Source organism: Haloimpatiens myeolchijeotgali (assembly GCF_042688525.2).
Lineage (GTDB): Bacteria > Bacillota > Clostridia > Clostridiales > Clostridiaceae > Haloimpatiens.
The window spans coordinates 71,360-83,955 of sequence record NZ_JBHWAB010000002.1 but is presented as its reverse complement, the minus strand read 5'-3'; the positions used below and the strand labels follow the sequence as shown (position 1 = coordinate 83,955).

Annotated in this window: 14 protein-coding genes and 1 other annotated feature; of the genes, 9 read left to right on the top strand and 5 right to left on the bottom strand. The window is 24.7% G+C overall.

Going from position 1 to position 12,596, the window contains the following annotated elements; genetic code table 11:
- Positions 1 to 2 precede the first annotated feature (2 nt).
- The 5 genes from hxsD to hxsB all read left to right on the top strand — a co-directional run bounded on the left by hxsD (position 3) and on the right by hxsB (position 4,408).
- Complete coding sequence (hxsD, locus tag ACFIJ5_RS18225) at positions 3 to 449, top strand: His-Xaa-Ser system protein HxsD (protein ID WP_379809709.1); 447 nt, start codon at positions 3 to 5, stop codon at positions 447 to 449.
- 19 nt (positions 450 to 468) lie between these two features.
- Positions 469 to 678: an HxsD-like protein gene (locus ACFIJ5_RS18220; protein ID WP_379809708.1), complete on the top strand. Its 210-nt coding sequence runs from the start codon at positions 469 to 471 to the stop codon at positions 676 to 678.
- Between the two features lie 64 nt (positions 679 to 742).
- Positions 743 to 1,768 carry a hypothetical protein gene (locus tag ACFIJ5_RS18215; protein WP_404661565.1) on the top strand — a complete coding sequence of 342 codons (1,026 nt, stop codon included), beginning with the start codon at positions 743 to 745 and terminating at the stop codon, positions 1,766 to 1,768.
- A gap of 11 nt (positions 1,769 to 1,779) precedes the next feature.
- The gene (gene hxsC, locus ACFIJ5_RS18210; protein ID WP_379809706.1) at positions 1,780 to 2,964 is read left to right on the top strand and encodes a His-Xaa-Ser system radical SAM maturase HxsC; all 1,185 of its coding nucleotides are present in this window, start codon (positions 1,780 to 1,782) and stop codon (positions 2,962 to 2,964) included.
- Between the two features lie 13 nt (positions 2,965 to 2,977).
- Positions 2,978 to 4,408: a His-Xaa-Ser system radical SAM maturase HxsB gene (gene hxsB / locus ACFIJ5_RS18205; RefSeq protein WP_379809705.1), complete on the top strand. Its 1,431-nt coding sequence runs from the start codon at positions 2,978 to 2,980 to the stop codon at positions 4,406 to 4,408.
- 190 nt (positions 4,409 to 4,598) lie between these two features.
- Here hxsB and ACFIJ5_RS18200 read toward each other — a convergent pair whose 3' ends face one another.
- Both ACFIJ5_RS18200 and ACFIJ5_RS18195 read right to left on the bottom strand, forming a co-directional pair.
- A complete protein-coding gene (locus ACFIJ5_RS18200; RefSeq protein ID WP_379809704.1) occupies positions 4,599 to 7,241 on the bottom strand; it encodes a valine--tRNA ligase in 2,643 nt (880 codons plus the stop codon).
- A gap of 85 nt (positions 7,242 to 7,326) precedes the next feature.
- Positions 7,327 to 7,539, bottom strand: a binding site (T-box leader).
- A 211-nt stretch (positions 7,540 to 7,750) separates the two neighbouring features.
- Positions 7,751 to 8,227 carry a hypothetical protein gene (locus ACFIJ5_RS18195; RefSeq protein WP_379809703.1) on the bottom strand — a complete coding sequence of 159 codons (477 nt, stop codon included), beginning with the start codon at positions 8,225 to 8,227 and terminating at the stop codon, positions 7,751 to 7,753.
- 334 nt (positions 8,228 to 8,561) lie between these two features.
- On the opposite strand from ACFIJ5_RS18195, the gene ACFIJ5_RS18190 reads away from it, so the two are divergent.
- On the top strand, positions 8,562 to 9,215 hold the full coding sequence (locus ACFIJ5_RS18190; RefSeq protein WP_379809702.1) for a hypothetical protein: 654 nt from the start codon (positions 8,562 to 8,564) through the stop codon (positions 9,213 to 9,215).
- A gap of 26 nt (positions 9,216 to 9,241) precedes the next feature.
- On the opposite strand, the gene ACFIJ5_RS18185 is transcribed toward ACFIJ5_RS18190, so the two are convergent.
- Together ACFIJ5_RS18185 and ACFIJ5_RS18180 are read right to left on the bottom strand one after the other, a co-directional pair.
- Complete coding sequence (locus ACFIJ5_RS18185; RefSeq protein ID WP_379809701.1) at positions 9,242 to 9,442, bottom strand: hypothetical protein; 201 nt, start codon at positions 9,440 to 9,442, stop codon at positions 9,242 to 9,244.
- Between the two features lie 206 nt (positions 9,443 to 9,648).
- Entirely contained in the window at positions 9,649 to 9,960 is a 312-nt protein-coding gene (locus ACFIJ5_RS18180; RefSeq protein ID WP_379809700.1) for a hypothetical protein, read from the bottom strand.
- A gap of 252 nt (positions 9,961 to 10,212) precedes the next feature.
- Between ACFIJ5_RS18180 and ACFIJ5_RS18175 the strand changes: the two genes are divergently transcribed.
- A complete protein-coding gene (locus tag ACFIJ5_RS18175) occupies positions 10,213 to 10,551 on the top strand; it encodes a hypothetical protein (RefSeq protein ID WP_379809699.1) in 339 nt (112 codons plus the stop codon).
- Positions 10,552 to 10,619: 68 nt separating this feature from the next.
- On the opposite strand, the gene ACFIJ5_RS18170 is transcribed toward ACFIJ5_RS18175, so the two are convergent.
- The gene (locus tag ACFIJ5_RS18170) at positions 10,620 to 10,970 is read right to left on the bottom strand and encodes a hypothetical protein (RefSeq protein WP_379809698.1); all 351 of its coding nucleotides are present in this window, start codon (positions 10,968 to 10,970) and stop codon (positions 10,620 to 10,622) included.
- 382 nt (positions 10,971 to 11,352) lie between these two features.
- On the opposite strand from ACFIJ5_RS18170, the gene ACFIJ5_RS18165 reads away from it, so the two are divergent.
- Positions 11,353 to 12,174, top strand: a complete 822-nt coding sequence (locus ACFIJ5_RS18165; RefSeq protein WP_379809697.1) for a glycoside hydrolase family 5 protein — start codon at positions 11,353 to 11,355, stop codon at positions 12,172 to 12,174.
- The gene (locus tag ACFIJ5_RS18160; protein WP_379809696.1) at positions 12,141 to 12,440 is read left to right on the top strand and encodes a hypothetical protein; all 300 of its coding nucleotides are present in this window, start codon (positions 12,141 to 12,143) and stop codon (positions 12,438 to 12,440) included. Before ACFIJ5_RS18165 ends, ACFIJ5_RS18160 begins: the two co-directional genes overlap by 34 nt.
- The last annotated feature ends 156 nt before the right edge of the window (positions 12,441 to 12,596 follow it).

Genomic DNA, 12,596 nt, shown 5'->3' with positions numbered 1-12,596 from the left:
TAGTGAAAAATGCAAATTTCAATATACATAATAATAAAATTATTTTACAATTTAATGAAAATATTTATTCATTAAAAGCAATAATGAAAGCATCTTATATTTATATTGATAATTTTTATATTTATTTTGATTACGAATCAAAAAATATAATAAAAGCAATATTTAAATCAAAAAAAAATATTACAAGAGAAAATTTAGAAAAATACGTTGGAGAATTTATGAATGAATTATTATATCAAAATATTAGAATACAAATATCAAAAGATACTTGTGACTTAAGAAAAATTATTTTATCACGAGCTTTATATGGTACTACACTTAATATCAATAAATTAAAAGATAAAGAATATAAATCTAACACCAACTCTACTAATATGAATTTAGAAGAATCTTCAAGTTATTTAAAAGATAAAGAAAATATAGCAAGTAGCTGGTTCGAAAAAAATTAATAGAAAGGATAAGAATAAAATGGATAATTTACAATTAAATACGTACATATATCCTTTAAAATTCATAAATAAAGCTATAGAAGATTACTCACAGTTTATAGATAAAAACTCTAGTTTAATTACAGAAAAAAATACAAGCATAGTTTTTAATTGTAATACTGAAGAAATAAATTTACTTAAAAATGAATTTTGTAACTATTTGATATATTTAATTGGACGTGATTACTAATATGAATATTTTTAACATCATACTAATGATTATAATAGGGATATACACTTCTTTTACAGATTGTATGAACAATAAAATATATAATAAGTCACTTATTATTTTTACTTTATTTGGAGTTATCATTCAAAGTATATCATTAATTCAACTACTCAATAATCATTCATTGAGTAGTTATGAAGTTTTAAAATATGTTATGAATTTAATCATTGCTATAATATTACCATTTATAGCTTATATAAATGATTTATGGGCTGGCGGAGATTCAAAATTATTTACTTTGTTTGTAATACTTTTTCCAATTAAATATGTGGTTAATAAAAAATATTTCTTTACAACACAATTTAATGTTTTCATAACTATATTTAGTATAGCATTTATTTTTATAATATTTGAAACTATATTTTTTATTGTAAAAGATATATTAAATGGTGAATTAAAAAATAAATTTAAGAGCTGTTATCCATTTTTAATTAAAATTGAAAAAAAAAATATTAAGAAATTTATATGTAAATATATGTTTACCTATTTTCTAATTAGTAATTTAAATAAATTATATATATTGATTATAAATAATTTTTATCATAATAATATATTTTTATTTATGTTAATAAATGTTGTTATAGTATTTAAATTATTTAACTTAATAAAAAATGTTAAAATAATATATTTAATAACTATCAGTATGTTTATTATTAATTATATACTTCAAACAATATTATTTAAAATTTATAAATGTATATATTTTAATATTGATATTAAATTGTTGATTTTATTAATTATTATAATGTTTTTTAGATATATAGGTAAATTATATAACTATAAAAAAATAGTAATCAAAGATTTAAGAGAAGGAATGATATTATCATTTTCGACTATATTAATATTCCAAAAATCTAGAGTAAAAGATTTACCTCACACAACAACAGAAACTGTAAAAAGTAGAATCGGACAATCTGAAGTAAATGCTATAAAACGATGGTCTAAGAGTAAATATGGTAAAAATAATATTATTATTGTTAGACATATTCCCTTTGCTCCATTTATTTTCTTAGGATTTTTTATACAAATGATATTGAATTTATTACTTTAGGAGGAACAATTATGATCAAAGGTGATAAAGTAAGACCCTTAATTATTAAGGGAGATATTTATTTTTCCAAAAATATATTAGGAAAAATAATTAAAAATAAAAGTTCTGAAATAAAGGATAATTGTATTCAAGTTTTAACTTTAAATAATTTGGATAAATTTCAAAAAGGATATAGTTGCTACATATTTGAAAGTAATAAAATATGTAATCATATAAAACAATATCTTGAACAAAATCTAATAACTTACTTAATAAATGTTAAATCTGCTGATACATTATGTGAAAATGATGTAATAGAGATACACGGAAACTCAGGAATTATAAATATATTGTATAGAGATGATTCCTATGATAATGTATTAGTTTTGACTAATCAATGTAATTCCAATTGTATATTTTGTCCAGAAAGCATCAATTATAGAAAAAGAAAGAATTTTAATAATGTAGAAAGAATAAAAAAAATAATAGACTTAATTCCTAGTGATACTCATTCATTATGTATAACTGGAGGAGAACCTACATTATACAAAGAGAAATTATTTGAAATTTTAAGGTCATGTAAAGAAAAATTTCAAAATACAAATTTTATTATGTTATCTAATGGTAGAATGTTTTATTATAAAGATTATGCTATTAACTATGTTAAATCTAGACCTAATGGAACTGTTATAGCAATAGCATTGCATGGTAATAATTCTACAGTTCATGATATGAGTACAAGAGTAAATAATAGCTTTAAACAAACTATAACTGGATTAAAAAACTTATATGACTTAGGAGAAAAAATTGAAATTAGAATAGTTGTAAATAAGTTAAACTACAAAATATTACCTTCTATGGCTAAAATGATTTCTAAAAATTTTCCTAATATTTTTAGAGTAAATATTATGGGACTTGAAATGTTAGGAAATGCAGCATTAAATAAAGAAAAAGTATGGATAAATTTTAATGAAAGTAGTAAATTTGTTAATAAAGCAGTATGTATATTATTACTAAATGGAATTACTACAAATTTATACAACTTTCCTTTATGTTATATAAATAAAGAACTTTGGCAAATCTCAGCTAAAAGTATAAGTGATTATAAAGTTAGATATACAGAAAAATGTTTAGACTGTAAAGTTAAAAATCTATGTGGAGGATTTTTTGAATCTACATATAAATTGGGTAAAGTAAATGTTAAACCAGTTAAATGAGGAGATTATTTGTATGGAAAATAAATATAATTTAAATTATTTTAACTTTAGAAAATTTGGACAAGAGTATTTATTAACAAATGATTTAGGTAAATTTATTTTTTTAAAAGAAAAAGATTTTAAAAAGCTACTACACAACAAATTAGAAAAAAATAGCAATATATATAATGAATTACTAAGTAATTACTTTATTTATGATACAAATAAAGAAATATTTATTCGTAATACATCATCAAAAATTCGAAAGTCTAAATCTTATTTATTTGAACGTACTCAATTACATATATTTATATTAACAGTAAATTGCAATATGAATTGTATATATTGTCAAGCATCTGCTAAAAATATACAATCCAAAAAACTTAAAATGAATTTTGATATTGCAGAAAAGGCTGTTGATATAGCACTACAATCTACTTCAAAACATTTAAGTTTTGAATTTCAAGGTGGAGAACCATTATTAAATTTTGATACTCTTAAACATATTGTAGAGTATACAAAACAAAAAAATATTAATCAAGAAAAACAAATTAGTTTTAATTTAGTGTCTAATTTAACATTACTGACAGAAGATATTATGGAATTTTTGATTAATAACAATGTTAATATTTGTACTTCTATTGATGGTAATAGTACTGTTCATAATTATAATAGACCTATGAATAATAAACCAACATTATATATAACGCAAAATAACATGGAGCTTATAAATAAAGAGTATTTAAATAGAAATATTAATAGAAAAGTCGGAGCTATTGAAACAACTACAAAAAAAAGTTTATCTTATCCAAAACAAATTATTGACCAATATATAAAATTAGGAATAAATAATATATTCATAAGACCACTAACTCCTATAGGATTTAGTATTAAAAATTGGGATGTTATAGGATATACTCCTGAAGAATTTTGTGAATTCTATAAAAAGTGTTTAGATTATATATTAGAATTGTCCTTAAAAGGAATAACTATAGTAGAAACCCAAGCATCAATATTTCTTAAAAAGATTTTAGAAAATAAATCAATAAATTATATGGAATTGCGTTCACCTTGTGGAGGTGGCATTGGACAACTAGCCTACAACTATGATGGAAATATTTATTCTTGTGATGAAGCAAGAATGTTAGCTGAAAGTGGAGATAAAAGTTTTAAACTAGGAAATGTTCATAGAAGTATGTACGAACAACTCATAAATAATCCGGTTACAAAATCAATATGTATATCCTCTTGTTTAGAGACTTTACCAAGTTGTTCTGAATGTATATATCATCCTTATTGTGGAACTTGTCCTGTATATAATTATATAGAACAAAAATCCATATTTGGTAAAATGCCTATAAGTTATAGATGTAAAATTAATAAGGGAATTCTTAATATATTATTTGCTAAGATAAAAGAAAAAGACGAAAAAATCATGCAAATTTTTAAAAGATGGGCTAATTAAATATTATTTACTATTTATATCTAGCCATTACATCCTAATCATAATATAATTCATTTGTAATAGAAGAGTTTTTTACCCCTTCTATTACAAAATTAAATTTTTAATATTGTTATAAGTTTCATTTATAAAAAAAAGATAACATATTATTCATAACTTCTTTATCCTTTCAAATCAAGTAAACATCATTTTATTATTTGAATGTACATATCCTCTCAACAATACCATCAAGCATTTCTTTATATTTTTCTTTTTTACCCTTTTCTCCTTTAACAACTTTTTCAGGAGCTTTAGTTATAAAACCCTTATTTGAGAGTTTTTTATCAATTCTTAATATTTCACCTTCAAGCTTATTCTTTTCTTTATTTAATCTACTAAGTTCCTTCTCCTTATCCACTAAATCAAATAATGGCATAAATAGCTCTCCGCCCTTAACTATTAGTGATACAGAATTTTCTGGAACTTTAGATTTATCAGTAATAAATTCAATATCTGAAGCTGAACCTAATTTCTTAATATATCTACATCCTGAAGTAAATGCTTCCTTAGCATCACCTAATACATAACTAATTATTTTAGCTTTTTTTGATGGTGGAACATTCATTTTAGCCCTTAAATTTCTTAATGCCTTAATTGCCTCAATAATATATTCCATATCCTTTTCTGCTTTATCTTCCTTTAATTCTTTTTTATACTCTGGCCATGATGATGTTGTAATTGTTTCGTTTCCTGTTAAAGTAGTATATATTTCTTCTGTTATAAATGGCATTGATGGATGTAATAATTTCAATACTGTAGTTAATACAATGTACAACACATTATAAACAATTCCCTTTTCTTTCTCATTACCTTCAAATAATACAGGCTTAACTAATTCTATATACCAATCACAAAATTCATTCCACATAAAGTCATAAATCTTTTGAAGTGCAATTCCTAATTCATATTTTTCCATGTTTTCTGTAACTTCTTTAACTAGAGTATTCATTCTAGAAAGAATCCACTTATCTGCTAAACTATATTCTTTACAGTTAGCGTATTTATTTCTAATTTCATTATCAAGATTCATCTTAACAAACCTTGAAGCATTCCATATCTTATTTGCAAAATTTCTTGCTGCCTCAACTTTTTCTGGAATATACCTTATATCATTACCTGGAGAATTACCTGTTATGAGCATAAATCTCAAAGCATCTGCACCATACTCTTCAATAACTTCAAGTGGATCTACTCCATTTCCTAAAGATTTACTCATCTTCCTTCCTTGAGAATCCCTTACAATACCATGTATTAAAACTGTATCAAATGGCTTTTCATTCATATTATGAATTCCTGAAAATATCATTCTAGCTACCCATGGAAATATAATATCATAACCTGTAATTAGCACATTTGTTGGATAGAAATACTCTAAATCTTCAGTGTTATTTGGCCAACCTAAAGTTGAAAAAGGCCATAATGCTGATGAAAACCACGTATCTAAAACATCCTTTTCTTGTTCTAAATTATGACTTCCACACTTTTCACATTTTGTAGGTTCATCTATTGATACATTTATGTGCCCACAATCATTACAATACCATACTGGTATTCTATGTCCCCACCATAATTGCCTTGATATACACCAATCTTGAATATTTTCCATCCAATTAAAATATGTTTTATCAAATCTTTGAGGAATGAACTTAATATCTCCATTTCTAACCGCTTCAATGGCCGGCTTTGCTAATGATTTCATTTTAACATACCATTGCTTTGAAATTATTGGCTCTACAACCGTTCCACATCTGTCATGTGTTCCTACATTATGAATATGAGGTTCCACTTTAACTAGTAGCCCTAATTCATCTAAATCTTTAACTATTTGTTTTCTAGCTTCATATCTATCTAACCCTTTATATTTACCTCCTAATTCATTTATTTTACCCTCATAATCTAGAACTCTAATCTGTGGTAAATTGTGTCTCTTTCCTATTTCAAAATCATTTGGATCATGAGCAGGTGTAATTTTAACAGCACCTGTTCCAAATTCAATATCAACGTAATCATCACCAATAATACATATCTCTCTATCAACTAGTGGTAGTCTTAATTTTTTACCAATTAAATCATTAAATCTTTCATCATTTGGATTAACAGCAACTGCTGTATCTCCAAGTAATGTTTCTGGTCTTGTAGTAGCTATTTCTACATACCCTGAACCATCTACAAAGGGATATTTTATATACCATAAATGTCCTTCTAATTCTTCATGATCAATTTCTGCATCTGATAGAGATGTATTACATTTTGGACACCTATTAGTTATTCTATTTCCTTGATATATTAATCCTTCATTATATAATTTAACAAATACTGTTCTAACAGCTTTATTTAGCTTTTCATCCATAGTAAATGCTTCTCTTGTAAAATCAGCTGAGATACCTACCTTTTTAAGTTGCTTCCTAATTGTTTTTCTATATTCATTAGACCATTGCCACACCTTTTCTAAAAATGCTTCTCTTCCCATTTCTTTTTTAACTAACCCTTGCTTTAATAATTCATTTTCAACTTTTACTTCAGTTGCAATAGAAGCATGATCCTCTCCTGGCAACCATAAAGCACAATATCCCTGCATTCTCTTAAATCTTATTATCATATCTTGCAGCGTATTATCTAAAGCATGCCCTAAATGAAGTTTTCCAGTTATATTTGGTGGCGGCATAACTATTGTAAATGGTTTTTTACTCTTATCAATAACTGGAGTAAAGTATTTTTTCTCTTCCCATGTTTTATAAATTCTGTCTTCAAAATCTTTTGGATTATATGTAGTTGCTAACTCTTTTTTTCCTTTCATTTTTAAACCTCCCTTAAAATTATTTGAATATTCAACTCATTTTAAATGAACAAAGGCACATATTACATAAAAAAATCTTCGTCCCTAAAAGGACGAAGACTCGCGGTACCACCTTTGTTTCTATCAATGAGATAGACTCTTAATTTAATAACGACTATAAAAAGCCGTCTTTACTTACTACAATTTCAGTAAAGAAACTCAAAAGCTACTTCAGAATATTCCGTATAGAAGGCTTTCAGCCAAGACCTTCCTCTCTTAATACTTCCTAATTCTTACTCCTCTTTTTCATCGTTTCTGAATATTAAATTTATTTTATATTATTCCATATAATCAAATTTGTCAATATTTTATTATTTTTCTATAAAATTATATTATTGAAAGTATTTATATACATACTTTGATTTATATTAACATTATTGTAAATGTGTGCTATATTAAATAAATATGTATAGGTATCAAAAAATAAATAAAGGTATTCTTAAAACATATGAAATGGAATCCTAATATTTCTATTTGTTAATGTTTTCAATCTCGTCACCTGTCTTCCAATCACCTATATCAACATAAATTACATAAATCACAAGCCCTTCTTTCCACTTACAATCTAAAAAATATATTCCTGTATTATAATCTGCTATATTTATGACATTATTTTTTATCACTTTTCCATCAGTTTCACTTGAACCAGATAAAGTAATGGATTTAGGCTGATAATCAAAGTGTAATTTTAACTGTCCATTAGGTGATACTTTTATTTCTGGTAAAAGTTTACATAGTACTTTTGAATAAGTATCAAGTGTATATTCTTTTAGTTTACCTCTAGACTTCCATTTATAAGGACCTTGTCCTACTTCTACATTTTTCCCATTATAAGTTACAGTTAACTTTGGAATGTCTTTCCTTCCTCTTACATAAATAATACTACTTAAAGTTATAACCAAAATTATTAATATAAATGCACACAATATCTTTCTATTTTTTAACATATGTACTCCTCCTAAGCTGATTTATTAACATTTCATATAATTGAGTTTTCCTATGGTGATAGCTCCAATGGTACTACCCCAATTTATAAAACTAACTCTAATGTTAAAATTCTGTTTTTTCATAACATTACCTCCTGTGGCCTTAATATATATTTTATAATGTGTTATGATATAATATACATATTAGTATTATTTTAACAAGTATTCAGCATTATTTCACATAATTTTAATGTACTAAATATATATTGTATAATTATTTTATCAAAGTATTTAATTACATAATATGTATTTTTTTGAAAAAATTATATACTAAAAATTTTTGGGAGGTTTAAATATGAATTTTAGCAATGAAGAATATGTAAAAAACTTAGAATATGTAGAGGCTTTGTTTACATTAGGTGGATTAAGTGAATGTGGAAAATCATCTGCTGGTAAGTATCTTGATACATTGGGAATAAAAAGACAAAAAATAATTAAAATTGAAAGAGAAATGATGGAAGATATTGGTTTTGATTTATCAAATGGAATAAAAAATGAGTATTTTGTTGAATTATATAAATATAACCAAGAACAAGTTTTTAGAGAATTTTTATTTAGGTTAATTGAAAAAATGAAAAAGGAAAAAATCACAAAAGTATCAATAGAAAGTTTGTATAGAGCACCTTTAGGTGAATTTCTAAAGAGAGAATTAGGCGATAGGGTTGCAAACATTTATATCGAAGCACCTATTGAAATTCGTGCATATAGACAAATGCTGAAAGTAAATAAAGAAGCAGAAGCTGAAGGCAAATGTAAAATAACTTTAGAGGAGATGCTTGAAAAAGTTAAAGAAAATGATCTTTTTAAAGAAAAACATCACGCTAAAGATGTTATTAATATTGCAGATTATATTGTTGATAATTCAGATAAAGTATCATATGACGAATTTTTAAAACAAATAACTTATATAGCTGAAAAAACAATAAATACTAGAAAAATAAAAAGTTGAGAAAATTAATAAATAAATATTTAATTTTATACATTTTTATACAATTTAAAAATAGAAGCTAACATGCAATACACGGTACTCCAAATAAGAATATGTGAAAATATATCTTTCTTAATAGGTTGATATCCATATATCCCAAGATAAGAACATATTAAATCCACTAAAAATGTGGTTAGAAGTACAATAAGAAATTGCTTTATTAACCATTTTGTTGATATTTTTTTCATTTTTATAACCCCTTTATTTACTTTATAATTTTACATTATTATCATTTTAAATATACGTACTCTCAAATAATAGATGATATAAATACTATAAGCTAGATAATGCTAAAATTGATTTTAATTATATTGAGAAACTTTTAGGCAATAAAATAGGCGAAAAATAATAATTTTTCCGTCATCTCTACTAAGTAAATAAATTGCAGCAACCTTTATTTATTAATTTTATACTTTTTTATATCTTTTATAAGAATTACTGTAAAAAATATCACAAAGAATAGTAGTATTATAATCATAAAAATATCATTATCTTTAAATCCATATATATACATCAAATATGAAATAACAGATAATATTATCCAAAATAAGTCTTTAAAAATAGTTGATAAATCAACATGGCTTGTATCTTTTTTTATAGATCTAGTATATTTTAGTCTCGAATTTCCTCCTGTATTAGATCCTATTTGAAAAATGCAAAAGTAAATTATAAGAAAAACTATAAAATCAACAACAAATTTTTTCATTTATAATCCCCTTCTTTTTATTGAAGTTATAAATCTTATTGTATATCCATTTTGAACCATTTATCCTTAAATTCCTCTTCAAGTTCTTTGCTTTATAACGTTTTGTCTATGTCTATAAAGCATGTAGCTGCTATTTCAGAACATATATGTATCCTTTCTATTATACATTATATATCTTATATACCTTTTAATAACAAATAGTATATAATTAAGTATATAAATATATACTTAATCATAGAAAGGAAATTTAGTATGAAAAATATATTAAATTATATCTCTTTTATAATAATCATTGGCTTTACAACTTATCAGCTTCTAATATACATAAGTTTTAGTAAAAATATTTTTACTAAACTTACAAATTTTGATTTAAAAATGATATCGTTAATAAATAGAAAAAATCTAAAATATAAAGAAAATCTAAATACATTTAACCAACATTCAAAAAAACATCATCTATATGTATTAATATATAGTATATTTTTTACAATATCTTCAAACTATAGCTTTAGATCATCCGCTTTAGTTACATTATTAATTGCACTAGAATATTATAGATTTAGCCATTGTATAAAAAACTTAAATATTTAAAATAATCTACGAAAAAATACAAGAAATAATACGTTATGAGAATTATTTCTATATAAACAGTATATAATTTAACTTTTTTTCCCATACTTGCTATCCAATATACCGTCAAAAATGATAGTAACAATCAGTATTATTTCTATTACACTAGATTTTACAAAAATCCCTTGGTCATTTAACGTATATAAAATTTCAGATATACACCATAGCCCCCATAAAACTCCATATATTATATACGTGACTCCTTTACGGATACGGGAAGACATGTTTTTTATAATATCATCATTATATTTTTTATATTTTCTTTTTACTAATTTACTTGATTTTCCAGAAAAAAAGAAATAACTCATTGCAAATGAATAGATGCTCATTACACATAGAAAAATATCTAACAAAATTGAAATAATATTTACAATTAACATTGCAAATCTCCTTTCATATTAAAAATCTATATTATAATATTTATCTTATGTATACTAAGGCTGAACACTTCCTTGAAAGGTAAGTTAATGCTGCTGCATCCATATATAAGTTCTACTAAGATTTATTTAATAACCTTTCTTTCAAATTAGTTCCATACATAAACTATTCAATAATTGAAACTTATTTTATTTGTAAATCTATAATATATTTTTTACTCTATATCTGTTATACACAGTATATTATAAAACCTGATTATATTTTACCTTTTCAAGTATATGAAGTATAATTTTACTATATAAACCAAACCTCTATGGAAGTTACAAACTCACCTGAAGGTTAGTTTTACTTGATATTTTTTACTTATAGAAACGAGGGATAAAAATGAAAAAGGCAATTGTTATGTTAATTACTCTACTTTTTACTATGAGTTTATTTACAGCATGTTCTCATCCTAAAAAAGAAAATGATTACCCTAAAAAAAATCAATCCTCTATAGATGTAAGTCCATCAAACAAATCAGAAAGTAATTTTTCTAAAAAAACCGATAAGGATTTATCAACTACATCTATTGATTCACCTATCAATCCATGGGATTATCAAAAACTTTTAGGTAAAGGTATGGATGTTGATTGGTCTAAAACTAGTCAAGGTCAAAAATACTATAACGAACAAGCTGTAAAAGACTTCAAAGAAGCTGGTATTTCTCACGTTCGTATCCGTATTACCCAAAAAGCAACTGAAGAACTGCTGGATGGGTTAGATAAACAGGTTACTGATTGTCTTAAAAATGGTATAATACCAATTATTGCTTATCAAGCAGATGATTTTAAAAATGACCCAAGTGAAAAAAATATTGAAAAGGTTGTAAACTGGTGGACTACAATCTCAGAAAGATACAAAAACTACTCCCATTTATTATCCTTTGATTTATTGATTGAGGCTACAGATGCATTGAATAAAAAGCCAGAAAAACTCAATGACCTTTATGAAAGAATTGTACCTGAAATAAGAAAAATGAACCCTACTAGAATAATCATTATTTCTCCTAGACTACGTTCTGATGCAGACTATTTAAAAGAGCTTAAACTTCCAACAAAAAACAATGGTTATCTTATGGCAGAGTGGCATTTTTACGCGTCTGGTCCCAGCAAAACTAATAAAAGAAAACTATGGACAACTGGAACAAAAAAGAAAAACAGTTAATTACTGATAAGATTGATGCTGCATTGGCATGGCAAAAACACACAGGCTTTCCTACATGGGTAGGTGCTTGGATGCCTAGCAATTACAATGATAGTAATGATTATCCTATTAATGAACAAGTGAAATTTGCAAAATATATGTCCAAACAACTAAATAAGGCTGGAATACCCTTTGCAGTAAATTCAGATACTAAATTTTATAACCGTGAAACCAATAAATGGATTGAAGAAATCCAACCTGTTTTTAAAAGTATTTTTACCAATTAATATTTATTGAGAATTTGCGTATAATCCTCATTACCTAATTCTATATTACTCAACTTTCGTAGGTGAAAAATAACCTCTCCGGGAAATGATATCTTGCTCAGAAACCTTTTCCTTCGCTAAGCAGTATTTTTTTACTGGGAAAGTTGAGTATATTAT